Origin of the sequence: Cellvibrio sp. PSBB023, assembly GCF_002007605.1 — a bacterium.
In the GTDB taxonomy this organism is placed as follows: domain Bacteria; phylum Pseudomonadota; class Gammaproteobacteria; order Pseudomonadales; family Cellvibrionaceae; genus Cellvibrio.
The window spans coordinates 833,215-857,267 of sequence record NZ_CP019799.1; the positions used below are offsets into that span (position 1 = coordinate 833,215).

22 protein-coding genes are annotated in these 24,053 nt (G+C 49.5%); 13 read left to right on the forward strand and 9 right to left on the reverse strand.

From position 1 onward, the window contains the following. Positions 1-129: 129 nt before the first annotated feature. Positions 130-1,506, reverse strand: a complete 1,377-nt coding sequence (locus B0D95_RS03735; protein WP_078042647.1) for an aspartate ammonia-lyase — start codon at positions 1,504-1,506, stop codon at positions 130-132. 93 nt (positions 1,507-1,599) lie between these two features. Here B0D95_RS03735 and uvrB point away from each other — a divergent pair, with 93 nt between their 5' ends. The 3 genes from uvrB to B0D95_RS03750 are packed head-to-tail and all read left to right on the forward strand — an operon-like array spanning position 1,600 to position 4,745. Continuing rightward, positions 1,600-3,612: an excinuclease ABC subunit UvrB gene (gene uvrB / locus B0D95_RS03740; protein ID WP_078042648.1), complete on the forward strand. Its 2,013-nt coding sequence runs from the start codon at positions 1,600-1,602 to the stop codon at positions 3,610-3,612. A gap of 6 nt (positions 3,613-3,618) precedes the next feature. Then, entirely contained in the window at positions 3,619-4,056 is a 438-nt protein-coding gene (locus B0D95_RS03745) for a hypothetical protein (RefSeq protein ID WP_078042649.1), read from the forward strand. Further along, positions 4,056-4,745: an HTTM domain-containing protein gene (locus B0D95_RS03750; RefSeq protein WP_078042650.1), complete on the forward strand. Its 690-nt coding sequence runs from the start codon at positions 4,056-4,058 to the stop codon at positions 4,743-4,745. The genes B0D95_RS03745 and B0D95_RS03750 overlap by 1 nt, the downstream gene beginning before the upstream one ends. Before the next feature lie 53 nt (positions 4,746-4,798). On the opposite strand, the gene B0D95_RS03755 is transcribed toward B0D95_RS03750, so the two are convergent. Next, entirely contained in the window at positions 4,799-5,881 is a 1,083-nt protein-coding gene (locus tag B0D95_RS03755) for a Gfo/Idh/MocA family protein (RefSeq protein ID WP_078045606.1), read from the reverse strand. Between the two features lie 250 nt (positions 5,882-6,131). Here B0D95_RS03755 and B0D95_RS03760 point away from each other — a divergent pair, with 250 nt between their 5' ends. Beyond that, positions 6,132-7,586 (forward strand): RsmB/NOP family class I SAM-dependent RNA methyltransferase, encoded by a 1,455-nt coding sequence (locus B0D95_RS03760; RefSeq protein WP_078042651.1) that lies wholly within the window; start codon positions 6,132-6,134, stop codon positions 7,584-7,586. Between the two features lie 5 nt (positions 7,587-7,591). Here the strand turns inward: B0D95_RS03760 and B0D95_RS20975 are convergent, their stop codons facing one another. The 6 genes from B0D95_RS20975 to B0D95_RS03785 all read right to left on the reverse strand — a co-directional run bounded on the left by B0D95_RS20975 (position 7,592) and on the right by B0D95_RS03785 (position 14,949). Next, positions 7,592-8,086, reverse strand: a complete 495-nt coding sequence (locus tag B0D95_RS20975; protein WP_256386849.1) for an SUMF1/EgtB/PvdO family nonheme iron enzyme — start codon at positions 8,084-8,086, stop codon at positions 7,592-7,594. Then, complete coding sequence (locus B0D95_RS03765; protein ID WP_256386850.1) at positions 8,083-9,915, reverse strand: bifunctional serine/threonine-protein kinase/formylglycine-generating enzyme family protein; 1,833 nt, start codon at positions 9,913-9,915, stop codon at positions 8,083-8,085. Before B0D95_RS03765 ends, B0D95_RS20975 begins: the two co-directional genes overlap by 4 nt. 64 nt (positions 9,916-9,979) lie before the next feature. Next, positions 9,980-10,846 carry a PP2C family serine/threonine-protein phosphatase gene (locus B0D95_RS03770; RefSeq protein WP_078042652.1) on the reverse strand — a complete coding sequence of 289 codons (867 nt, stop codon included), beginning with the start codon at positions 10,844-10,846 and terminating at the stop codon, positions 9,980-9,982. A gap of 140 nt (positions 10,847-10,986) precedes the next feature. Further along, complete coding sequence (locus tag B0D95_RS03775; protein WP_078045607.1) at positions 10,987-13,905, reverse strand: insulinase family protein; 2,919 nt, start codon at positions 13,903-13,905, stop codon at positions 10,987-10,989. Between the two features lie 53 nt (positions 13,906-13,958). Further along, on the reverse strand, positions 13,959-14,615 hold the full coding sequence (locus tag B0D95_RS03780; protein ID WP_078042653.1) for a tRNA-uridine aminocarboxypropyltransferase: 657 nt from the start codon (positions 14,613-14,615) through the stop codon (positions 13,959-13,961). Beyond that, positions 14,608-14,949 carry a GIY-YIG nuclease family protein gene (locus B0D95_RS03785; protein WP_078042654.1) on the reverse strand — a complete coding sequence of 114 codons (342 nt, stop codon included), beginning with the start codon at positions 14,947-14,949 and terminating at the stop codon, positions 14,608-14,610. Before B0D95_RS03785 ends, B0D95_RS03780 begins: the two co-directional genes overlap by 8 nt. Positions 14,950-15,029: 80 nt before the next feature. On the opposite strand from B0D95_RS03785, the gene B0D95_RS03790 reads away from it, so the two are divergent. From B0D95_RS03790 to B0D95_RS03800, 3 genes are read left to right on the forward strand one after another with little or no spacing between them, the layout of a single operon-like run. Continuing rightward, a complete protein-coding gene (locus B0D95_RS03790; RefSeq protein WP_078042655.1) occupies positions 15,030-15,842 on the forward strand; it encodes a methyltransferase domain-containing protein in 813 nt (270 codons plus the stop codon). Positions 15,843-15,857: 15 nt separating this feature from the next. Beyond that, entirely contained in the window at positions 15,858-16,904 is a 1,047-nt protein-coding gene (locus tag B0D95_RS03795; RefSeq protein WP_078042656.1) for a GGDEF domain-containing protein, read from the forward strand. After that, positions 16,871-17,476, forward strand: coding sequence for an EAL domain-containing protein (locus tag B0D95_RS03800; protein ID WP_078042657.1), 606 nt, complete (start codon positions 16,871-16,873; stop codon positions 17,474-17,476). Before B0D95_RS03795 ends, B0D95_RS03800 begins: the two co-directional genes overlap by 34 nt. Positions 17,477-17,488: 12 nt before the next feature. Here the strand turns inward: B0D95_RS03800 and B0D95_RS03805 are convergent, their stop codons facing one another. Beyond that, the gene (locus B0D95_RS03805; RefSeq protein ID WP_078042658.1) at positions 17,489-17,992 is read right to left on the reverse strand and encodes a molecular chaperone DnaJ; all 504 of its coding nucleotides are present in this window, start codon (positions 17,990-17,992) and stop codon (positions 17,489-17,491) included. A 303-nt stretch (positions 17,993-18,295) separates the two neighbouring features. Here B0D95_RS03805 and B0D95_RS03810 point away from each other — a divergent pair, with 303 nt between their 5' ends. The 6 genes from B0D95_RS03810 to bcp all read left to right on the forward strand — a co-directional run bounded on the left by B0D95_RS03810 (position 18,296) and on the right by bcp (position 23,884). Continuing rightward, a complete protein-coding gene (locus B0D95_RS03810; protein ID WP_149867859.1) occupies positions 18,296-19,876 on the forward strand; it encodes a hypothetical protein in 1,581 nt (526 codons plus the stop codon). 8 nt (positions 19,877-19,884) lie between these two features. Next, positions 19,885-20,490: a hypothetical protein gene (locus tag B0D95_RS03815; protein ID WP_078042660.1), complete on the forward strand. Its 606-nt coding sequence runs from the start codon at positions 19,885-19,887 to the stop codon at positions 20,488-20,490. A gap of 75 nt (positions 20,491-20,565) precedes the next feature. Beyond that, entirely contained in the window at positions 20,566-21,609 is a 1,044-nt protein-coding gene (locus B0D95_RS03820) for an agmatine deiminase family protein (protein WP_078042661.1), read from the forward strand. Beyond that, entirely contained in the window at positions 21,609-22,508 is a 900-nt protein-coding gene (locus B0D95_RS03825; RefSeq protein WP_078042662.1) for a carbon-nitrogen hydrolase, read from the forward strand. The genes B0D95_RS03820 and B0D95_RS03825 overlap by 1 nt, the downstream gene beginning before the upstream one ends. 200 nt (positions 22,509-22,708) lie before the next feature. After that, the gene (locus B0D95_RS03830) at positions 22,709-23,335 is read left to right on the forward strand and encodes a GGDEF domain-containing protein (RefSeq protein WP_168172394.1); all 627 of its coding nucleotides are present in this window, start codon (positions 22,709-22,711) and stop codon (positions 23,333-23,335) included. Positions 23,336-23,410: 75 nt separating this feature from the next. After that, positions 23,411-23,884: a thioredoxin-dependent thiol peroxidase gene (gene bcp, locus B0D95_RS03835; protein ID WP_078042664.1), complete on the forward strand. Its 474-nt coding sequence runs from the start codon at positions 23,411-23,413 to the stop codon at positions 23,882-23,884. The last annotated feature ends 169 nt before the right edge of the window (positions 23,885-24,053 follow it).

Sequence of the window (24,053 nt, forward strand, 5' to 3'; positions counted from 1 at the left end):
GAAGGAGTTCGTAATTCCCTCTGAGACTGCCGGAGACAGGATGTCGACGACAAGCCCCCATGGATGGGTTCACGGCGTGTCTCAGAGGGAATTGCGGAGTCCTTCGTTCTCGATTAGAGCGATATACTTTTACAACCCGCCACGTGTTAATTTTTCGGGGTTTAGCAATTGTGCTAATTGCTCCCGACTTAATCCACTTTGCTCCTGCGCAACATCAATAATCGCGCGCCCTTCGGCATAAGCCTGTTTGGCGATGGCTGCCGCTTTTTCATAACCGATTAATGGATTTAAGGCCGTAACCAGAATCGGGTTTTGTGCCAGCGCCTTTTCAATACTGGTGTGATTGACGGTGAAAGTCGCAATCGTTTTATCGGCCAATTCATTGCTGGCATTGCTCAGTAATTCAATTGACTGCAAGAGGTTGTAAGCAATCAAAGGCAACATCACATTCAATTGAAAATTGCCCGATTGCCCCGCCACGCCAATACTCACATCGTTTCCCATTACTTGCGCGCACACCATGCACACTGCTTCGGGAATGACCGGGTTTACTTTACCCGGCATAATCGATGAGCCGGGCTGCAACGGTTTTAAACTAATCTCGGCAATACCGGCGAGCGGGCCTGAGTTCATCCAGCGTAAATCGTTGGCGATTTTCATCAGACTAACCGCGAGGGTTTTTAATTGACCAGAGAGGGCAACCGACGTGTCCTGCGCGCTCATCAAGGCAAAAAAATTATCGCTCGGCATAAAAATTAAACCCGTCGCTGCTGATAAATGCTCAGTCACTTTGCTGGCAAAGTCCGGGTGGGCATTAATGCCGGTGCCTACTGCTGTGCCGCCTTGAGCCAGGCGCAGGAGCTGGGGCAGCGCCATTTGCAAGCGCACGTAATTACTTTCAATTTGACTGGCCCAGCCTTCCAGTTCCTGTCCAAAGGTCAGGGGCATGGCATCCATTAAGTGGGTGCGGCCGGTTTTCACCACAGTACGCAGTGCTTCCGCTTTCCCGAGCAGGCTGGTGTGTAGCTCTTCCAGCGCGGGAAATAGCTGTTGTGTCAGGGCGAGGGCGGCGCTGACGTGAATTGCACTGGGAATAACATCGTTACTGCTCTGGCTCATGTTGACATGGTCATTGGCGTGGATCTTTTGCCCGGCCAGATCACTGGCAATATGGGCAATCACCTCGTTCACATTCATGTTGGTACTGGTGCCGGAGCCGGTTTGAAACACATCTACCGGGAACTGGTCTACGTAATGTCCCGCAAGGATGCTGTCACACGCTGCCGCAATCGCCCAGGCAAGGTCGCCATCCAACAGCCCCAGTTCCTGATTTGCCAGCGCCGCCGCCTTTTTAATCTGCACCACCGCGTGGATAAAACGCGGTGGCAGGGTGAGGCTGCTGAGGGCAAAATTGTCCAGCGCACGCTGGGTTTGGGCGCCGTACAGCGCGGTTTTAGGGACTTGAACCTCACCCATACTGTCGTGCTCGGTGCGGAACTCGCTCATAGAAACCTCCTTCATTGGATTCATGACATAAATGAATCCTGATCCTGATCAGTTTTAGTTACAATCACTTTTTTAATTCATTATTGAGTTCTTATGTCCAAGCAATTTGTCGTAAATAGTGAATTCGCCCCCGCTGGGGACCAGCCCACTGCTATTACCGGTTTGGTGCAAGGCATAGAGGCAGGCCTGTCCCACCAGACCCTGCTCGGGGTGACCGGTTCCGGTAAAACCTTCACCATCGCCAATGTGATTGCGCAGGTGCAGCGCCCCACGCTGATTATGGCGCACAACAAAACCCTGGCGGCGCAGTTGTACGGGGAATTCAAAGAGTTCTTTCCCAATAATGCCGTCGAATATTTTGTTTCCTACTACGACTATTACCAACCCGAAGCCTATGTGCCGTCCTCCGATACCTTTATTGAAAAGGATTCAGCGGTAAACGAGCATATTGAGCAAATGCGCTTGTCAGCCACCAAGGCGCTGCTGGAGCGGAAGGACGCGATTATCATCGCCTCAGTCTCTGCTATTTACGGTTTGGGCGACCCGGACGCCTACATGAAAATGTTGCTGCACGTCGTACGTGGCGACAAAATCGACCAGCGCCAAATTTTGCGCCGCCTCGCCGAATTGCAATACACCCGTAACGATATGGATTTTGCGCGTGCGACTTATCGTGTGCGTGGCGAAGTCATTGATATTTATCCTGCCGATTCCGATATTGAAGCGGTGCGTATTGAATTGTTTGATGACGAAGTGGAGCAAATTTCTATATTTGATCCATTGACTGGTGAAGTGCTGCAAAAAGTTCCGCGCTTTACGATTTACCCTAAATCCCATTACGTGACTCCGCGTGAACAAATTCTGGAAGCGATTGAAAATATCAAAGAAGAATTGCGCACGCGTTTGGAATATTTGCGCGAAAATAATAAATTGGTAGAAGCGCAGCGCTTGGAACAGCGCACCCGCTACGATTTGGAAATGATGCAAGAGTTGGGATATTGCAACGGCATCGAAAACTATTCGCGTTATTTGTCCGGCCGTAACTCCGGTGAAGCTCCACCCACCTTGTTTGATTATTTGCCGCAAGACGCGTTGCTTGTTATCGACGAAAGCCATGTGACCATTCCGCAAATTGGCGCCATGTACAAAGGCGACCGCTCGCGTAAAGAAACACTGGTGGAATACGGTTTCCGTTTGCCCTCGGCACTGGATAACCGTCCCATGCGTTTCGATGAGTGGGAGCACATAGCCCCGCAAATGATTATGGTGTCGGCAACACCTGGAAAATACGAAGAGGAGAAGCAAGGGCAGGTCGTTGAACAGGTGGTTCGCCCCACTGGTTTGATCGATCCGGAAATTGAAATTCGCCCGGCCACCACCCAAGTGGATGATGTGCTCTCTGAAATTCGTCTGCGCGTGGAAAAAGGGGATCGTGTATTAATTACGGTACTCACCAAACGTATGGCAGAAGATTTAACCGAATATCTCGCTGAACACGGTGTGCGTATTCGCTATTTGCACTCGGATATTGATACGGTGGAGCGCGTAGAAATTATTCGCGATTTACGTTTGGGGCAATTCGATGTGCTGGTGGGTATTAACCTGCTGCGTGAAGGTTTGGATATGCCGGAGGTGTCGCTGGTAGCGATTCTGGATGCAGATAAAGAAGGCTTTTTGCGTTCGGATCGCTCACTCATCCAAACCATTGGTCGCGCCGCGCGTAACGTCAATGGTAAGGCGATTCTCTACGCCGACCGCATTACTGGCTCCATGCAACGCGCGATTGAAGAAACCGATCGCCGCCGCGAAAAACAAGTGGCCCACAACCTTAAACACGGCATTACCCCCAAAGGAATTAACAAAAGTATTGCAGATATTCTGGAAGGTTCAGTCGCCCCCGGTGCTGGTGGTCGCAGCGCGCGCAATAAAGCCATGGCCATTGCCGAGCGCAGTGGTAAATACACGGTAGATGTGAATCCTAAAGATATCTGGAAAACCATCGAGCTCATGGAAAAACAAATGTTCCAGGCCGCGAAAGATTTGGAATTTGAAGTGGCGGCTAAACTGCGCGATGAGATTGAAAAATTGAAGCACAAGGCAGTGTAATGTGCGATGTTAAAACTCCTTCTGCCCATTCTTTTTCCTTCCTGGCGCTTCTTTAGTAGCATTGGCCCGTCGCCGCGTATTGATGTGGCCTTTGTAACGGAGAAAAATGCTGAACCACAGACGTGGTTGCCATTTCGGCCACTGCCTGAAACGGTAGGATTTGCGGCGGGTGTGCGGCGCTTGTTTCACAATCCAGCCTGGAATGAGCAGTTATATATCAATACTTGTGCAGAGCATTTGTTTGAAGAACCTTCTGATTTTTATGCGCAGGAAATTGGTGTGCGTTTAGTGGCTGCGGCCTCCAATAAAGAAATTATTGTTGATGATACGTCCCGCTATTTGGTGTTTCGTATTCGCACTATAGAGTTTGACGCAGGGCAGGTAAGTGATGAGGTTGTATTTATCTCCCAACCTTTTTTATTGCAAGCGGCAGGTGGTAGGTAATGACACTGGAACTTGCCGTGCGATTGGCGGAGATTCTTTTAGGCTTTGCGATTTTTCAGCAGAGCCTGGAATTTATGCGCGGTTTAACGGTGGAAAAAACACTGGGATTCATTCGCGCATGTCTGGCTATTTTATTGATGTTGGGGTTACAGCCACTGTGGGTTGAGTGCGTACTACTGGTGACGGCGATAATTCTTATTCGGCGTTTTCAGGGGCCGTACAACGGCGGCAGCGATACCATGACGGTGTTAGTGCTTGTGTGTTTATGCTTATCGCATCTGGCGCCTTCCCGTTATTGGCAGGAAATAGCTCTGGGCTATTTGGCTGTGCAATTAATACTTTCGTATTTTCAATCCGGTTGGGTAAAAGTCGTTAATCCACAATGGCGCAATGGCAGCGCGTTGCAGCAAGTGTTTGCGTTGAGTGCTTATCCGGTAAGTGAACGAGTACGATTGTGGGCGCAGCGGCCGCGAGTGTTGTGGGTTATGTCCTGGGCGATAATTGTTTTCGAGTTGCTCTTCCCGTTGGCCTTGCTGAATCAAACAATATTGATTGTTGCCTTATGTATTGCCGCTTTATTTCATTTGGCCAATGCGTGCTTGTTTGGGTTGAATCGTTTTTTCTGGATCTGGCCTGCGGCTTACCCGGTCATGATTTGGTTTCAGGCGCGCATAGCAGAAGTGTTTTGATTTGAACTGAAAGAGCACACTCCCGCGTTCAATACAGGAGTGTGTATTTCGCGTTACAGCACAATACGCTTGGCTTCTTTTGCGGCTTTAAAAATCGCTTCCACAATAACAATGTCTTTCATGCCTTCTTCGCCGGGAACCAATACCCGTGAATTATTAATAATGGCGAGGGCGTCGTTATCCATTTGGCGGGCTTGCTGATTCTCTGGCGCAGCGGTGAGGATAATGCCATCGCTGGTGCTACCTTTTACACCGCTGTAGGATTGAAAAGGTTTTAATTCATACCAACCCTTGGCGCATTCCGCTCGTAATTGATTCATGCTCTGTGCATAACTGGTGGCACAAACCGCGCGTGCGCCGCTGGCAAATTCCAATTCAAAACGCGTGGTTTCATCCACGTTTTTATAGACCTCGGTAGTGCTATTCATGGTAGCGGTAACGGCGATAGGCTCTTCACCGGCGGTGTAGCGCGCAGCGTTGAGTGGGTATACGCCCATGTCATACATAGCGCCGCCACCGAGTGCCGGATCGGCGCGCCAGGAATAGCTTGCGCCTGTGCCGTTATAACCCGCCTCCGCGATAATGGTTTTAATATCGCCATAAGGCTTCTGTTTGGCGAATTGCATAATACGCTGGGTGTTGGGTTCATGCTGCATGCGATAACCAATGGTTAATTGCACTTTGTTTTTTTTGCAGACATCAATCATGTCCTGGCATTCTTGTTCGTTCATCGCCATGGGCTTTTCACACCACACGTGTTTACCCGCATTTGCGGCGATCTCAGTAAATTTTTTATGCGTACCGGTGGGCGTGACGACGTAAACCACATCGATGTCCGGGTTATTGGCCAACTGATGCATATTGTCGTAGTTGTATACGTTGTAATCAGCAATACGATAATTTTTTTGCCATTGCGGAATTTTTTCCGGCGAGCCAGTCACTATGCCCGCAAGGTAACAATGCTTGGTCATTTGCAGGGCAGGGGCGAGTAAATCGCGGCTGTAGTAGCCCAGGCCTACCAGTGCAACGCCCAATCGTTTGCGCCCCAGGTTATTGGCAAAGACAGCGGGAGCACCCGCCATAAGGCCCATCGCACCCAGCGTTTTTAAGAGTTGGCGACGTGAAACCTGATTCATGTTAGTTACCTCAATATTTTTTAAGCGCATTGACTGGCCCTTGGGCCGCATTTCATTCTGTAGTTGTAATCGTCTGTGCCGCAGGGTGCAAATCGATAAACAAAAAATTACCTGCATTTACTTTGCCCGCGCCGCAGCTACTGGTTAAAACCATCAATTACTGCCAAAGAGCAGGCTAAATAGGGGCTTGGCTGATAGAATGGCGCTCTTTTTCTGGTTTCTCCCTATCCCGACCCTATTTGGCGCTCTTATGCAAAATTCCACTGAACACACGACTGTTTCACCCCACAACACCACCATTGATGTGCAATACGAAGATTCGCGCCTGGTTCCTTTGTGGCGCGCCTGGTTGGAGGTGGCGGGTACTATGCCGTTGGATAAATGGATAAAAACCAGTGTGCGCCAATTTGCCCATTCCGGCCCCACCTCTAAACCTGAATATGATGAGGTGAAAAAGCACAATAAATTCAAACCGGCAAAAACCCAGGCTGATCACGCCAATGCCGAAGCAGTTGATACGGCCTCGCTCAGTTTAGCGATGTTTTCGGCGCTGCGATTTCAACAATTGGCATCGGGTTTGGAAGTGGCCTATCGCGCGACTGTGCAAGAGCCTGAATATGCGATGGATTGGGTGGCGTGGGATGAGGGCTGGCAAGCGCGCGATTTACAAGCCATCGCTCCCGTTGCCTTTTGGTATTGGATTCAATTGCGCGTGAAGGGTGATCAGCCTAAAAAAAATCAGGCGCAGTTGCGCGATGCGGAAGCGCGTCGCCATTTTTTTAATAAGCTAATGCGTGACGCGGCATTCAACAATCTGCCCGTATTTTTACTCTGGCATGGCTTGCGCCCACAGTGGAGTGAATTGCTCAAGGCGCGCCAGCAGGCCAGTGGCTGGAGTGATAAAACCCTACAGGATTTTATCGTCCAACAAGTGAGCACGCCGCCGCTGTGGTTGCGCCTGCAAAAAAATGCAGTGGCGAGAGAGGTGTTTAACAGCTTGCAGCAACAAGGCGTCAGTGTATTGCTCACCGAACAAGGTTTAGCCGCGCGCGGTGGGGTGGGTATTCATACGACCGATGCTTACAAAAATGGATTGGTGGAAATTCAGGATCTGGCCAGCCAGCAGATTGCCGCGAGTGTTGCAGCCAAGCCGGGGCAAAAGGTCTGGGATGCCTGCGCGGGTGCCGGTGGAAAAACCCTGGCGATTGCCGCACAGATGAACAACAAGGGCGCGCTCTTTGCGACTGATTTACACGCTTATAAATTGGATGAATTAAAACGTCGCGCCAAACGGGCGGATATATTTAATGTGCGCGTGTTTACCTGGGAAGGGATTGAGCCATTGCGCCTACCCAAAGAAGCGGCGCAGCAACAGGGTTTTGATTGGGTGTTGATTGATGCACCTTGCAGCTCCGCAGGCACCTGGCGCCGCAACCCGGATGCCCGTTGGCGATTTGATCCGGCTGATACACAAGAACTGGTGCAGTTGCAGCAGCAATTGCTGACCAATGCCGCGCCTGCGGTGCGTGCAGGCGGGCGTTTGGTGTACGCCACTTGCAGTTGGCAGGTCAGTGAAAATGAGCAACAAGTAGAGTGGTTTTTATCTCAGCACCCGGAATTTTCTGTGGAATCCCAAGTAATAGCCGGTGCACCGGAGATAGATTCAGACACTATGTTTGTGGCGGTGCTGCGCAAAAGCGCGTGATGCGTTTATAAATCCATCACCACGCGAAAGCCCAAGTGGGCATCAAAAATTTCAGAGTGGTGATAGTCGCGGTGATGGCTGGTTAGTCGCTCTGCATTGTCTTTGGCAGAGCCGCCGCGCACGACGCGCGCATCGCAACTTTTTACTAATAATGCCTGCCCGTTTTTAGGATGCAGGTTGTAATTATCGGCGAAACAATCCTCCACCCATTCGGCGACATTACCTGCCGTGTCGTAAATGCCAAAGCCATTGGCGGGATAGCTGCCAACCGGCGCTGTTTTTGCGCCAAATAAACCAGAGAACTTACTGTTGCAACCGCGCCGGCAATTGGCGCGGCCTGCGGCATCTTTGGCGTCATCGCCCCACCAAAACAAAGTGTTGGTATCGGCGCGAGCCACATATTCCCATTCTGCTTCCGTGGGCAGGCGATATTTTTTGCCCGTGGTTTCACTGAGCCAGCGAGCGTAGGCTCGTGCATCTTCAAAGCTGATATTAATCACCGGGCGATTGCCGCGCCCCAACGATTGTCGTTGGGCAGTGCGCGATTAGTGGCCTGCGCAAAAATATCGTAATCATCAAATGTGATTTCGTATTTGCTCATGGCAAAGGGTTTATTGAGTGTGACTTTGTGCACCGGCATGGCGAGCACATCATCTTTATAACCCATCAAAAAACTGCCAGTGGGAATGCGCACCATTTCTGGCCCCTGGCTTTTAATGGCGGCGACTAATTCACTGCTCATGGCTTCGCCGGGTTTCAAACTTTGGGTCAGGCTATAGGCGAGCGATAAATCTTGGTCGCTAATTGTTACCCAGGTGCGCTGCATGTCGTAACCCGGGTGACTGACTTCAATGTGGTAAGGGCCAGGTGGGAGTTGAATGCCGGGCTCATAACGCTCGGGAATATTCAAAATGCGTACCCGTGCCTGCGCCGGTACGGTTTTCACTTGCAGTGCGTAGGTGATTATTGGTGCGCTGCTGGCGGCTTCACTGCTTGCGGATGCCCCTGCATTCATATCGATGACTGCCATGTTGCTGCCGTCATCCGTACTGGCAGTTTCATTGGCAGTAGCGTTATTTTGCAAAGTAGTTGCTTCAGTGTTGTTAGCGGTATCTTGTGTGTTGAGTTGTGATTGTGTTGCGGCAGAGGCGCCTGTTTGTTCTGCTACGGGTTGTTTCAGTGCAGCTTTTTGCGGTGTTGGCCAAAATACAAAACCGATGAGCACCGCAACCAGTATTGCACCAACACCTGCCAGAATTTTATGTGCTGTTTTTTGTGTGCCAATAACACCATGCACCTGGGTGGCAATTTCTGTGCGCGCGGAGTGTTGTGGGGCGTGACCTTCGTTGAAGAAAATCTCGGTGATTTTGGCAGATTGCCGCGAATAAAAACCGCGGCTTGGACTCCAGCGCAGGGCGCGTAGTTTATTCCAGCGCCAGCGCGCTGCATTCACTGTTGCGCTGGCCAGCGCACGTGCCAAGGTAATAACGGTTAAATCGGTAGGGTGCACACTGCTGGCTGCTGGCGCGTGATACTGTTTTTCCAGCTCATCAATTGCTTGAATTAAATCGCGCCCTCGTTGGAAACGTTGCTCCGGGTCTTTGGCGAGAAGTTTGTCCAGAATTTTTTGATAGGCCAAATATTGCAATGGCAGTTTGGGAATAGGGGCACTGATGTGTTTGAGTGCAATAGTGACTGCCTCTTCACCTTGATAGGGCAGGCTGCCGGTGAGCATTTCATAAAAAACAACACCGAGGCTGTATAAATCTGAACGGCCATCGACGCTGTTGCCTTTGGTCTGTTCCGGGCTCATATAGTGCGGTGTGCCGACAACTGTGCCCACATGGGTCATGCGCGAATTATTGCTCAGGCCGCGCGCTACACCAAAATCCGATAACACCGCAGAGTTGTCGGTGCGGAATAAAATATTTTCCGGTTTTATATCGCGGTGCACGTAACCTTTTTCGTGTGCGTGGTCGAGCGCGCTGGCGACTTCGCGGGTAATACGCAGTACTTCTTCGCCATTTAATCCGGTTGCCATGCGGTCGTGTACTGAACCATTGGGCAAGTAATCCATGGCGATGTAATTTAAATCTTCATGGCGGCCTATATCGTAAATCGCCACGATATTGGGATGGGAAAGCTGGCCCACAATGGTGGCTTCGCGCTGGAAGCGCTCACTGAAAGCCGGGTCGCTGGTGAGCTGTGGGTTCATGACTTTTAATGCGACAACACGCCCCACACTGATTTGAATCGCGAGGTAAACGGTGGACATACCACCCTGGTTTATTTTTCTTACTACCCGATAACCGGGAATATGCAGCGCCATAACAAAATGTATCTGTGGACAAAATCGGGTTAATAATCAGTGTGCTGATCGGTTACTGACGCGATCACGACAATACAACATACAACAATAGCCCAAACAGTGACGTCAGGGATGCGCCGAAGATCCAGGCGTCTTTTGTCAGATCACCTGTCAGGTGTGGCACAAACTGCCACAGGCCTTTGCGGCGATTGCTTTGGCTCAGGGGCGATTCAATAATTTGCAGGGTGATATTGTCGCGCCCTCCATGGGTGAGCGCAGCATGCATTAATTGATCCACCGCGGCCAGGCAATCATTGGCGTTACCCAAAATCTGCGCGATGGTTTTATCGCTCACTTCATCGGTTAAACCATCGCTACACAGCAGAATCCATTGATTTTTCTGCCACTGGTTTTCGATGTGATCCACTTTTACCTGTGCCAATTCCTGCATGCCCAGACATTGGGTAATGATATTTTTTTCAGGGTGGAACTCTGCATCCTCCGCGCGAATTGCGCCACTTTCTACCAGCATTTGCACGTAGGAGTGATCGGTACTTAATTGTTCCAATCGCCCGCCCTCATGGTTGGGTGTCCATAGGTACGCACGGCTGTCGCCCACCCAGGCGATTTGGTAGCGGTAGTCCTGACTTTTCAGCGCCACCACCGTTGATCCCATACCTGGTGCACCCACCCCGTTTTGTGCGGAGTGGATAATACTGAGGTGGGCTTGTTGGATGGCGTTTAGCAGGGAGAGATGGGGATTAGTGCGGGTATTTTGTTCGATGGTATCGCGCACTATGGCGCTGGCGACTTCGCCGGCTTCATGCCCTCCCATGCCATCGGCGACCAGCCATAAGCCTTGTTCCGGCTTGCTGAGAAAGCAATCTTCATTGTTGCTGCGCGTTAGGCCCGGGTGGGATGCGGCGCTGTATTCAAGTGGCTTGGTGGTCATAGGTGGGTCAGCGTCATGCCAGTTATTGTTCGAATCTATGTCGTTCAATACTAGATGACTTTTGCCGCCAACACTATCCAGCCGGGGCAAAACTATGCGCCCCGGCACACTTGTTTACTGGCCGTACAGACCGGGTCATCTCAGCAGGTTTTGAGGCTTAATCCCAGCTGCTCCACCAGTTCTTTTTGCCCTGCATGGGTTACTACGGCAATGCTGGCTTTTTCCGGCCGCAAATAGGTAGCTGCAACACGCTTGAGGTCATTGGCGGTGACAGCCAGAACACGGTTGCGGAACTGCTCGCGCTTTTCGCGGGTGCGGCCAAACAACTCGGCTTGATAGGTGGATTTGGCTTCACCAGCAGGCGAGCCGGGTTTATCGATACTGCCGATAACCCCGAGGATGGCCTCTTCCACGGATTGCCAAGGGTGATCCGTGGTTTGTAACCATTGCAAGGACGCATCGAAATCCGCCAGGGTTTCGGTCAGCCGTGGGTCGCGATAAGAATAGAAGCGGAACGCCGCGCTATTACTGTCCTGGCTGGCGCCACCGCCGTAGGCTCCGCCTTGTTCGCGAATGGTGCGATGCAAAAAGCCGTTGCGTAAAAAACCGCCCAACACCGTGAGTGCCGCTGCATCCGGGTGATCACTGGGCACACTGGGGTAGGCTTTGGCGCAGAAGTTTACCTGAGTGTTGGTAATCCACGCCTCGCGCACGGTTTCTTGCACGGGCGGCAAACTGAAGTGTTTGAACTTGCTGACGATGCTTTCCGCAGGCCAACGCGCTTGCAAGTTATCGCGGTAGTTATCCAGATGTTCCTGCTCGCCCACAATCAGGAATTGTTTAGGGGCGTGCAGCACCAAGGCGTGGATGGATTGCAGCAGCGCGGCAAAATCGGCAAGTTGCTGCGCATCGTCCAGTGAGTTATCCAATGCTTTGACCGCCGCAATGCCTTCCAGTCCGCCTAGCAGGTGTGACACTTTGGCTGCCGGACTCATGCCTGCACAAGCGGCAGTCATGGCGAGGCTATGGCCATTGCCGGTAATGCTCTGCTCGCGGCGGGCGCGGTTTTGGGCAATAAGCTCGCGAATACGGCTGTGCTCGTCAAAACGGACTTCCAGCAAGGTGGTTTGCATCAACGCATTGAGCGCGGCACTGTTGCGGCTCAAGGCCTTGGCGGAGAGGGTCAGGTAGGCGTCAATTGCCTGTACATCACCACTGGCGCCACGAATGCTGCTAAAGGCATGAATGGAGCCTACCACTTCGGCTTGCCAGCGCTGGGTGGCCAGGTAATCTTTATCGCCCGCGCCCAATTCGGTTAAGCAAATGCAGTAATAAGGCAATACCTTGAGTTGCGCTTCAGACAGCGCGGGTAACTTACAGGTAATTTGTTGGTATACCAGCCCATTAGTTCCCGCGCTGTAGCGGCGCAGCGGGTAGTGATGCAGTAGCTCATGGGTGCCCGGTGTGTAATGCAGGTTGGCGGGAATATCAGTCAGGTCAACCTTTGGCAGTATGCTCTCATCGTCCTGCTGCTGTTGGCGCTCCTGCAGGGCATGGGCCCGGGCGATAATTTCCTGTTTTTGCTCCTCGCTCAGGTTGGCTTTCATCGCGGCGAGACGCGCAATTTCAGCGGCTTTGATGCGCTCGCCCATTTGGGCATCCGGGCGCAAGGTCAGGCGTACACGGTGCGGGTTATCCAACAGCCATTTGCGCACGGCAGTCTGGATAAACGCCGGGTCCTGGGTTTTGCGACGCAAATTGTCCAAGGCGGCATCCACATCCAGCAGGGCGATAGGGTCGCCGCGATGGGTCGCAGAGGTTAAACCAGTCAGGATCAGTTGCAGGCCATAGGGATAACCGTCGCCACCCACTTCGCGCTGCGATAACTCCAGTTGGTGCAGGGACGCTTCGATCTGCTCTTGCGGAATACCCGCATCGGCCACTTTGCGCATAGTGTCGAGGATCATCGCCTCTACATGGGGGGCATTTTCCAGCGTACAGCCTTCCAGTCCGCACACAAACGCCATTTCGCGCGATGAGTCGTCCAGCCCACATAAGGGGGATGGCGCTTGCCCCAGGTCTGTGGTTTCCAGTGCTTGCTGCAGTGGCGATGCGCTGTTATCCAATAAAATATTGGATACCAATTGCGCCTCCAGCGATTCATCCAGATCAGTCGTTTTGCCTAATAACCAAGCAATAACGACATGGTGTTTTTCATCCAGGTTATCGGCATCACTCTCATCAATCGGATAGGCTTCTTCTACCGCAATAGGTGCGTGGTAGCGTTTCTCATCGCCCACTGCAATCACTTCATCCAATGGCTCAAATTGGCTGAGCGCACGGGTTTCAAATTTCTCTTGATGAACAGCCGCAGGAATGTCGCCATAGGTCATAAAAATGGCGTTGCTGGGGTGATAGTGGGTGCGATAAAAATCTTTCAACTGCTGATAGGTGAGGCTGGGAATATCTTCCGGTTCGCCACCACTGTTGTAGTGATAAGTCGTTGTGGGGTAAAGGTACTTACACAGGGTATGCCAGAGTTGGGACGATACCGAACTCATCGCCCCTTTCATTTCATTAAATACTACGCCTTTGAAGACTAAATCGGATGCGGGATTATCTGTTTCAGCAAATTCCACGCGGTGGCCTTCCTGTGCAAAATCCAGTTCATCCAGACGCGAAAAAAACACCGCATCCAAATACACATCCAGCAAATTATTAAAATCTTTTTGGTTCTGGCTGGCGAAGGGGTAGGCCGTCCAATCCGAGCTGGTAAAGGCATTCATAAAGGTATTAAGCGAACGGCGTACCATCATAAAAAACGGATCGCGCACCGGGTATTTTTGGCTGCCGCAGAGCGCGGTGTGCTCCAGAATATGCGCCACACCTGTAGAGTCATGCGGCACTGTGCGCAAGGCTACCAGAAAAACATTTTCATTATTGTCGGCCGCTAAATGGATGTGTTGGGCGCCGGTCACTTTATGGCGATATTCCTCAACACGAATCTTCAATGCGTCGATACTGTGGCTGCGCAATAATTCAAACGTTGGATAACTCATAGGTTTGGCATTCTCTGGGTCAATAATAGGGTTCAATAACCTGAATAACGACACTACAAATCTGGCGATAGGCGCCGTGTTTGTTCGTCAGGTTTGGGAATAAATGCGGCCAGTTGCGTAACAAAATCGGCCATCGCCTGTAATACGGGTTGATAGTCGACTCGGCGCTGTTCAAGTTGCTGCAGAGCGTAACAACTTGCCTCCAGTGTGGAAAGCTGATTTTCGCTATGTGCCTTGCGAATGGTGTAAATCGATGTTGGTGTATCGTTCAGGCTTAAGAGTGGGAGTTGTTGCAAAATCGGGTTCAGATAAAGCATTTTCCGGCTTTTGCGCCAGGTCGCATCAATCACAATCAAGCGCAACTGTTCGGCGGCAATGCTCGTCAGGTTTGGTGTGGCTGGCGGCGGTTGAATGCCCAGTGAATGATAGTCTGCCAGTGCAGGGTAGAGCAGCAATGGCTGGCGTTGACCGGCGTAAATAGCAGCGTGCAATTCTGCGCTATCAAACTGTTCCGCCTTGTAAAGCTGGCTGTTTTTTACACTCAGGTGTAACAGGGCTGCCGTATTTTTTGCGTTTGTGGCTTCATCCGGGTGCTGCAAAATCACAAGCTCCACACGATTGTGAACCTGATGAATAAATGCGCAAAAACAAGTGCGCGCCGGGCGCAAGCAGCGATCACAGGTTGTTCGCTTGAATGACTCGCTACTCATCGCTGACGGTGCTCGTGTTGGATGTGCTTTGTTTTAGTATGTTGCGATCTGGTGTAGCAAGGTGTTGCAGGTCGTACTTGTCCATCAGTTGTAACACGGTGACCTGATGCTGGTATATCAGTGCGCGCTTCGCTTTGGCGCTGAGGGCTTTCAATGCATATTCACGCTGGCTCGCCGTTGAACGGTTGTGACCTTCCTCCAAAAAACACAGTTGCACGGGCTTGCGTCCACGAAAATAACGCGCACCGGCACGGCCAGATTCATGGGCCTGCCAGCGGCGGCGCATATCCGTGGTAATTCCGGTGTAAACTTGGTCGTCACTGGTGAGAATCATGTAGACCAACCAGTTATTTGTGGGTGTTATGTCGTGCAAGCGTTTCAACACCAATCGTGTGATGAGTGAACGGAAAGTATATGGTAAAAGAATCCAGCAGTCAGGATCGCAATTTTGACGATCTTGCCAAGCGCTTTAAAAAGAATATTTACGGCGGTTTAAAAGGCGATATTCGCTTGGCCGTATTGGAACGGGATTTTACCGACCATATCCCTGTTGTTCCTTTTGGTGCAGAAGTTCGCCCTTGGCGCGTGTTGGATGCCGGTGGCGGCCAAGGGCAATTCTCCTTGCAGATGGCGCGGGCAGGGCATCAGGTAGTAATTTGCGATATTTCAGCCGAGATGCTCAAACTCGCCGAAGAGCAAGTCGCTGCAGCCGGTGTACAAGCCAATGTACAGTTAATTCACTGCGCTATTCAGGATTTACCAGCGCAACTAGCGCCCCATGAACAGCAGTTCGATGTGGTGATTTGCCATGCGGTTATGGAGTGGATGCAAGAGCCGTTCACACTCTTACCTCACTTGTTGCATCACCTGAAACCGGCCGGTTATTTATCGCTCACCTTTTACAACCTGCATTCTTTGATCTATAAAAACTTACTGCGTACCAACTTTAAAAAAATAATCAATCAGGATTTTGGCGGTTCCAAAGGCAGTTTGACCCCCATTAACCCCTTGAATCCACAAACGGTGATGGAATGGATTGACGCTTTGCCACTGGTAGTCCTTGAGCAAAGTGGTATAAGGGTATTTCACGATTATATTTTCAATGAGGAACATCGCGCGCGGGAACCTGAACAGTTACTGCAGATGGAGCTTCATTTTTCCCGACAAGAGCCTTATCGCTCATTGGGTCGTTACATTCATGTACTTGCAAGATGCATTAACGATTAAGCAGGAGAGAGATGTTTGAGTGAATCGTCTTCGCTGATAAAGGAGTCCCTGCCGGCTTCTGTTAAAACCTCTGCCTTTATCGCGCTGAAGCTCGCGGTTGTTTACGCTGCTTTCTCCGGGCTTTACATATTGCTGTCCGATCAATTGCTTTACTTTCTGTTCACCGATCCCGCAACCATTACCTTTGTCAGCACAATTAAAGGGTGGATCTTTGTATTTCTCACTTCGGTGATGCTGTATTTTTTTGTGCGCTCACAAGTGCAGGTTGCGCTGGAAGCTTCACGCTTGCAGCAAGAAGTGCAGGAAGAAAAGCGACGTACAGAGGAACGCATTCATCACCTGGCTTATTTTGATGGTTTAACAGAACTGCCAAACCGCGTGTTATTAACCGATCGCCTTGCGCAAATTATTGCGCAATCTGTACGTGAAAAAATGCAAAGCGGATTAATTTTGTTGAACGTGGATCGCTTTAAAAAAATCAACGACGCCCGTGGGCAAGGTAGTGGAGACAACCTGCTTAAAGCACTTACCCTGCGATTGCGAGCGGTAATGCGTGATGGCGATACCCTGGCCCGGGTAGGCGGCGATGAATTTGCTATTTTACTGCACTCCCTCAATAGCAACCCGCAATCTGCCAGCCATACGGCAAGAATTGTTGCCAACAAAGTCCAGCAAGCGCTCAATATACCTATTGTGATTGACGACAATGAAGTGCGCGTCACCGTCAGTATGGGGTTGACACTGTTTCCTGATGCGAGCGATGACTCGGCAGATGAAGTTATTAAGCGCGCGGATAATGCACTACACAAAGCCAAAAATAAGGGCGGTAATCAGGCGCTGTTTTTTGAGTCGGAAATGGGCATTGCTGCCGAGCAGTATTTTCAAATTGAGCGTGAGTTGCGCAAAGGAATCGATCAGGGTGAGTTGCAGTTGTATTTGCAATCGCAGGTTGATGCCAATGGTAAGGTGATGGGGGCTGAAGCGCTGGTACGTTGGTTACACCCGAACGCGGGTTGGTGCCACCTGCCATGTTTATTCCTGTGGCAGAAGATACAGATTTAATCGCCGATATTGATAAATGGGTCTTTGAGCAAGTGTGCCTACTGTTGGCGAGTGCGGCAATGTGTGAGCGATCACTGCGTATAGCAGTAAACATTAGCCCAAGGCATTTTCGGCGCAGTAATTTTGTCAATTGGATAAAAAGTACTATTGCAAAAACAGGCGTTGATGCAGGAAAACTCACTTTGGAAATTACTGAAGGCTTATTGGTAGATAACGTCAGTGATGCTATTGCAAAAATGAGTGAACTAACAGCGCTGGGAATTCATTTTTCAATCGATGATTTTGGAACCGGTTATTCTTCGTTGTCCTACTTAAAACGTCTCCCTATCCATGAATTAAAAATCGATAAGGTGTTTGTACAGGATGCGCCCGCCAACACAGAAGATGCAGCATTGGTTGAAACGATTTTGGCTGTGGCAAAGCATCTGCGCCTAAGGGTTGTTGCAGAGGGTGTTGAAACCCAGGCGCAAGCGGATTTCCTGAATGAGCGCGCGATGGTCACTCATCAAGGATATTTGTATAGCAAACCGGAACCGGCAGGTCGCTGGTTGGAGAATCAATTACTATCATAGGTGTTGTTGCGCTTAGTTGCCGCTGAGTTTATTAATCAGAATATCGCGCGCCTGATTGATTTTAGCCGCCAGATAATCATTACCCCCTCTGTCGGGATGCAGTTTCTGAATTAGCCTGCGGTGCGCATCCTGCACCATATCTTGTGTCACTTCACCTTTGTCTATGTCACCTGCGAGGCCAAGAATTTCCAGTGCTTCGCCAATGTTCATGGCGCTGCTTTGGTTATTAGGCGGTGTTTTTTCTTGTGTCTGCTCTTTTTTATGTTTTAGCCACAAGGGTAATGCCTGCATAAGCAAACCAGCGCCCATGCGTAAAAAAGGCAACATTGCTCCAATCGCGGCGCCTATCCAATGCATACGCCCTGTTACCACCAAAATCACGAGTAAACCAAGGAACATGCCTGTGCCTAAACGCCACAGTGTTTTGCGTTGTTGAGCTGTGCTCATTTTTTTATAGCGTGAGCTGATAATCACAATCGATGTCACAATCACCGCAAAAATAAGAATATTCAACATAATAGGCGCAAACTCTGGTTATGGTTCAGTCTATGGGGTGGTTATTTGTAAGGCTGTATTATCGTGATGGGGCGATTGTAACACCAGTTTCTGAATCGCTTAATTACTGAATTTGATTATACTTGCCTACAGTTATTGTTAATCCTATCAACATTCACGTTACGGTTTGTGAGGCAACAGATGGTTGGGTACCTTGTGGGCAGTGTAAGGCGATCAGTCAGCAACCTTCTTTGCCTGTCACTGATAATCATCCCGGCATTGTTAAGTGCCTGTGGTGGTGGCTCCTCGGGTGGCACTCCTCCTGTGGCCAGTAGTACACCGACGCTATCGTCGTCATCAAGCAGCTCCTCTTCCTTGCCAGCAATAATTACCCTGTCGGGCAATATTACCTATGATTTTGTGCCCCATGCCGCGGAGCAGGATGGGTTGGATTACACCGCCACAGTGGCGCGTCCGGGGCGTGGGTTATTGGTTGAGTTACTGGATGCGAATAATCAGGTGTTAACCAGCACTATCAGCAGTCAAACCGGTGCCTATAGCTTGAATGCGACGCGCGATAAATTGGTACGGGTTCGTGTTAAAGCACAACTGCTTAGCGAGTCAGATAACAGCGCGCAATGGGATTTTAAAGTCACGGATAACACCAGCAACAATAGTGTTTATGCCATGGCTGGGTCTTTGTTGGCTGCGAATGAAGCAACCGCTGCGCGTGACTTGCATGCATCATCCGGTTGGGGCGGCAGTGCCTATAGCCAGCCACGTGTGGCCGCACCTTTTGCGATTATTGACTCTATCTTTACCGGTGTTGAACGCCTGTTGGCTGTGGATGATGCCTTACAATTTCCCACACTCGAATTGCGTTGGAGTCAAAACAATAATACTGCCGATGGTGATTTGGCGTTGGGTGAAATTGCTACCAGTTTTTACAGCAGTGACCTGAATGCCATTTATATTTTAGGTAGCGAAAATGACGATACAGATGAATATGATCGCCATGTCATCCTGCACGAATGGGGGCATTACATTGAAGCGACATTATCCCGTTCCGACACTATTGGCGGGAGTCATCAAGGCGATGACAAACTGGATTTGCGTGTTGCTATGTCAGAAGGATTTTCCAATGCGTTTTCAGCCATGTTACTCGATGATCCTGTGTATCGTGACACCAGTGGCGTTCAGCAAAGTGATGACTTTAGAATTGCGGTAAATCGTATCGATAATACTGTGCGTGGTTGGTACTCAGAGGCATCGGTACAATCAATCTTCTACAATTTTTACGTGAGCGATACCAATAAAACAGCTCGTGATATCGCCGATGTGTTTACTGTCATCCGGCGTGACAATTACATCAATAGTGATGCATTTGTATCGATCTACCTTTTTGCCGAGCAGTTGCGGGCTGCAGATCCAACAGTTACGCCAACGATTAATAGTTTGCTGATTGGACAAAATATCGCAATTACTGATCGTTTTGGTGCAAATGAAAGCAACTCCGGTGGTGCAGCGGCTCATCTGCCGATCTACAAAACGCTACCGCTAAATAATACTGCTGTGAATGTTTGTAGTACCAATAACCAAGGTGCTTACAACAAACTAGGTGTGTCGCAATTCTTATTGTTGAATGTTGTATCCGCTGGCAATTACCGCATTACAGCCACTGAATCCGGTACAGCTTCCAGTGATTCCGATCCTGATATGTATTTGTATTTTCGCGGTGAAATCCTGCAAGAGGCAACCAGTGCAATGGTAGGTTCGGAAACATTGACCCATTCATTGTTAGCTGGCGCTTATGTGCTCGAACTGGTTGATGATAGGGCCGTGAGAGATGATTTTAATGGGAATGCCTATGCCTGTTTTGACGTGCGTGCATTCCAACTTAATTAGGTGATTACATGCTCAAAAAAACAAACCGTCTGCTATTGATTTGCACTGCAGCGACCCTGCTCGCATCGCTCTTACAAGCGTGTTATTCAGGTCACTATTCTGGTAGTGGCGAATTGGGCAGCAGTGAGGCACATGAAGCGCAGTCGCCGGTTGTTGCCAATGCGCAAGAGCGAGTGCTGCCTGCGCAAAAAATGACCATGAAACCTGGCGCCAGTGTTAGCCTTGCCAACACACAGCCCATAGTATTACCGACAACAGGTATGCAACAGATTGAGCTTGTTTTGCAATCAGCCCGCCACGAGGGTGAGATGAGTATCAGCGTCGCTTCCAGTGACGGTATGAGTGTGGACTCGACCACCAATACATTTCATTTTTCGCTGGTAGAGCAAGGGGAGTACCGTCTTCCAATCACGCTTTATGTGGCGCAAGAGGGGCGTCACTATGTTCGTTTGAATATCAGTGTAGCCAGTCAGGGCACCAGTGAAAAACGGGCGATCTCGGCAATTGTGCAGGTAGGTAAACTTGCCCCAGCAGCACAAAAAACAGCGCCTGCCGGTACAACCGATGGCGTTATAACGCTGCCCGCGCAAGAGCGTATATCGCCGCAGCACTAATCGTTCATTGCCTTGTCGGGTTTGTTTATAATGGCCGGTAGTATCTGGCCATTTTCTTTTGTAATGAGGTGTTTTATGTCTACCCAACGATTACCCGCAGAATGGGAGCCACAGGATGCCGTCCTGTTGACCTGGCCTCATAAAAATACCGCTTGGAACTGGATTCTTGAGGATGTCACGGAGTTATACGAAGCCTTGGCCACAGTGATAGTGGATTATGCTGATGTAATTATTGCATTACCTGCCGACATGATTGATGAGGTCTACGGGCGCCTTGAAGCGATGGGGGCTCCCATGGAATATATTTATTTGTACCCTTGTGACAGCGACGACACCTGGGCGCGCGATCATGGCCCGCTCACAGTCGAAACGGAAAATGGCTTCACCTTGCTTGATTTCCAATTCAATGGATGGGGCAGCAAATTTCCACATCAAAAAGACAACCAATTGTCGCAACAATTATTTGCATTGAACGCATTTCCTTACGCAACTATAGCAGCGCAGGATTGGGTACTTGAAGGCGGTTCAATAGAGACTGATGGCCAAGGTACGTTGCTCACCACTTCTTCATGTTTGCTCAATAAAAATCGCAATCCCAACTTAACCAAAGACGATATTGAAACAAGATTGAAAGCGGCATTCGGAGTACGAAAAATCAATTGGCTCGATCATGGGTATCTTGCAGGTGATGATACCGATAGCCACATAGATACCTTGGCGCGGTTATGCCCCAACAACACTATTGTTTACACCGCTTGCGATGACGAACAAGATGAGCATTATGCTGAATTAAAAAAAATGGAGGAGCAGTTAAAAACCTTTACTAATGCCGATGGTGAACCCTACCGTTTATTGCCTTTACCTTGGTCTGGCCCAGTGTTAGGCCGCGACAGCGATGAGCGATTGCCGTCAACCTATGCCAATTTCCTCGTGATCAATGAAGCTGTTCTGGTGCCCATCTATGAGCTACCTATGGATGAGGATGCGTTGGAAGTGATTTCCCAAGCCTTCCCCGGGTTTGAAATTCTGGGCATTCCTTGTAATGCCTTGATAGAGCAGGGCGGTAGTCTTCATTGCATTACCATGCAAATTCCCGAAGGTGTTCTGGAGCCACTCTAATGCACAATGAGCGTTTAAAAATAAATCTACATGTCGGTATTATTCAGCAAACCTGCAGTGCAGATCTGGCTGCAAATTTTGCCAAAACATTGCACAACATTCGCACCCTTGCTGCACAAGGCGCAGAGTTAATTGTGCTGCAGGAATTACACCGGGGTTTATATTTTTGTCAGCAGGAAATTAGTGATCATTTTGATCAAGCCGAAACAATTCCAGGACCCAGCACAACAGCCTTGGGCACTCTTGCCAGAGAATTAAATATTGTTATCGTCGCCTCACTGTTTGAAAAGCGCGGTGTTGGTTTGCACCATAATACTGCCGTTGTCATAGAGCGTGACGGGACCATCGCAGGAAAATATCGCAAAATGCATATCCCGGATGATCCGGGCTATTACGAAAAATTTTATTTCACTCCTGGCGATTTGGGATTCCATCCCATCCAAACATCGGTTGGAAGCTTGGGTATCCTGGTTTGTTGGGATCAATGGTTTCCCGAAGCGGCACGATTGATGGCCATGGCTGGCGCGGATATGTTGATTTATCCAACCGCAATTGGCTGGACGCCAGATGAAGATTCAGCAGAAAAAGTCCGTCAGCGTGAAGCCTGGATAACAGTTCAGCGGGCACACGCAATTGCAAACGGCTTACCGGTGATCAGTGTCAATCGTGTCGGCCACGAATCCGATCCGGCGGGTGGTTGTGGTTTGGATTTTTGGGGCAGTAGTTTTGCTGTCGGACCGCAGGGCGAATTCTTGTGGTCGGCATCGACAGACCAGGAAGAGCTTGCTGTTGTGCAGATTGACCTGAAGCGCAGCGAATCTGTGCGACGCATGTGGCCTTATTTACGTGATCGTCGTATTGACCATTACGGAGATCTGTTAAAAATTTATCGTGACTGAGGTCAAGTGCGTAATTCTGCGGCGATCTATCCAGCAGTGGTTTTTTTAAAAAGGCTTCTGGTTGTGGTAAGCGAATTCGTCTAGACTTTGACGAATATATACCTTCAGTGGTCATTAACTAAAAAGTGCGTATGGATTCCTTACCTCTAGCCCCAGATTCATCGTCTTTATGTTGCCCCTGTGGGGCAAAGTGCCAGTTCATGGATGAACTACTAAACCTTCGTAGTGAAGTTAATGATCTTCGGCATCAGGTTCAAACAGATGCGCTCACCGGTTTGTATAACTTCCGTTTTTTTTCCAATATTTTGCCCTTGGAGATGGAGCGAACCCGCCGTGCTGCTCAGCCTTTATCGCTCATTATCCTTGATATAGATAACTTCAAACAATTCAATGATCGCTGGGGGCATGAGCTTGGTAACCAGGCGCTGGTTCATGTTTCCCAATTGATTGCACAGACAATCCGCAAGTTGGATTTTGCATGCCGTTTTGGCGGTGAAGAATTTGCTATCGTATTGCCCAATACCGATTTGTATCAGGCTATCAATGTGGCAGAGCGATTGCGTTTTGCAATCGACAGCAGCCCTTTGGAAACGGGCAATGATTTGATCTCATTAACCGCCAGTGTCGGCGTGGATGAGTTCAAATCGACCCATACTGACAATCCTCAAGGTTTTATTGAGCGCGTTGATGCTTGGTTATATCAAGCCAAAAAGCTGGGGAGAAATTTGGTTAAAGGGCCAGTTGTTTCTCCTGTCGATACGAATACAAATGTTACCGCTGATGAAAAAGAAGCACTGTTCGGTGTATTTAAAAAACCGGATGCCTGATCTGATCCTGCTACGGTCCTATCACGTAATCACGTGAAATTCATCCTACCTAAATTAGTTTGAGAGCGTTTTATTATGAGTCTACCTAAGATTGGCAATTTGGCACCGGCATTTTCCCTTGTAAATCAACGCGGTGAAAAAGTGTCGCTAAAAGATTTCAAGGGTAAAAAAAATGTTGTCTTGTACTTTTACCCTAAAGCGTCAACACCCGGTTGTACTGTACAGGCCTGTGGTATCCGCGATACCCAAAGTGAATTTGCAAAACTGGATACTGTCGTATTGGGTGTAAGCCCGGATTCGCCGGGAAAACTACAGAAATTTATAGATAAATATGATTTAAATTTTGATTTGTTGGCCGACGAAGATCATGCCATCGCAGAGACTTATGGTGTATGGGCACTTAAGAAGTTTATGGGCAAGGAGTCCATGGGGATTCTACGTACCAGTTTTATTATCGATAAAGAAGGCCGTCTGCGTCATATTATGGATAAGGTAAATACCAAAACTCATGATCAGGACGTGCTTGCTATTCTCCAAAATGGCATTTGATACAACCTTTTATATTAAAAGGTGATATGAAAAATATTTGTGCGTGAAAAGTGTACGCATTTCTCTTTGCAGCGATTCGATATAGACTATAATCAGCCATGCTGAGTGTGGCTTGCTTGACAGAAGGACGATTTTTGAACCTTGGTTTCGTTTGAGACTAAGTAACACT

Bases quoted from the DNA above. Each gene is read 5' to 3' on its own strand.
- B0D95_RS03735 (WP_078042647.1), bottom strand. From the start codon at position 1,506: ATGAGCGAGTTCCGCACCGAGCACGACAGTATGGGTGAGGTTCAAGTC.
- uvrB (WP_078042648.1), top strand. From the start codon at position 1,600: ATGTCCAAGCAATTTGTCGTAAATAGTGAATTCGCCCCCGCTGGGGAC.
- B0D95_RS03745 (WP_078042649.1), top strand. From the start codon at position 3,619: ATGTTAAAACTCCTTCTGCCCATTCTTTTTCCTTCCTGGCGCTTCTTT.
- B0D95_RS03750 (WP_078042650.1), top strand. From the start codon at position 4,056: ATGACACTGGAACTTGCCGTGCGATTGGCGGAGATTCTTTTAGGCTTT.
- B0D95_RS03755 (WP_078045606.1), bottom strand. From the start codon at position 5,881: ATGAATCAGGTTTCACGTCGCCAACTCTTAAAAACGCTGGGTGCGATG.
- B0D95_RS03760 (WP_078042651.1), top strand. From the start codon at position 6,132: ATGCAAAATTCCACTGAACACACGACTGTTTCACCCCACAACACCACC.
- B0D95_RS03765 (WP_256386850.1), bottom strand. From the start codon at position 9,915: ATGGCGCTGCATATTCCCGGTTATCGGGTAGTAAGAAAAATAAACCAG.
- B0D95_RS03770 (WP_078042652.1), bottom strand. From the start codon at position 10,846: ATGACCACCAAGCCACTTGAATACAGCGCCGCATCCCACCCGGGCCTA.
- B0D95_RS03775 (WP_078045607.1), bottom strand. From the start codon at position 13,905: ATGAGTTATCCAACGTTTGAATTATTGCGCAGCCACAGTATCGACGCA.
- B0D95_RS03780 (WP_078042653.1), bottom strand. From the start codon at position 14,615: ATGAGTAGCGAGTCATTCAAGCGAACAACCTGTGATCGCTGCTTGCGC.
- B0D95_RS03785 (WP_078042654.1), bottom strand. From the start codon at position 14,949: ATGATTCTCACCAGTGACGACCAAGTTTACACCGGAATTACCACGGAT.
- B0D95_RS03790 (WP_078042655.1), top strand. From the start codon at position 15,030: ATGGTAAAAGAATCCAGCAGTCAGGATCGCAATTTTGACGATCTTGCC.
- B0D95_RS03800 (WP_078042657.1), top strand. From the start codon at position 16,871: ATGTTTATTCCTGTGGCAGAAGATACAGATTTAATCGCCGATATTGAT.
- B0D95_RS03805 (WP_078042658.1), bottom strand. From the start codon at position 17,992: ATGTTGAATATTCTTATTTTTGCGGTGATTGTGACATCGATTGTGATT.
- B0D95_RS03815 (WP_078042660.1), top strand. From the start codon at position 19,885: ATGCTCAAAAAAACAAACCGTCTGCTATTGATTTGCACTGCAGCGACC.
- B0D95_RS03820 (WP_078042661.1), top strand. From the start codon at position 20,566: ATGTCTACCCAACGATTACCCGCAGAATGGGAGCCACAGGATGCCGTC.
- B0D95_RS03825 (WP_078042662.1), top strand. From the start codon at position 21,609: ATGCACAATGAGCGTTTAAAAATAAATCTACATGTCGGTATTATTCAG.
- B0D95_RS03830 (WP_168172394.1), top strand. From the start codon at position 22,709: ATGGATGAACTACTAAACCTTCGTAGTGAAGTTAATGATCTTCGGCAT.
- bcp (WP_078042664.1), top strand. From the start codon at position 23,411: ATGAGTCTACCTAAGATTGGCAATTTGGCACCGGCATTTTCCCTTGTA.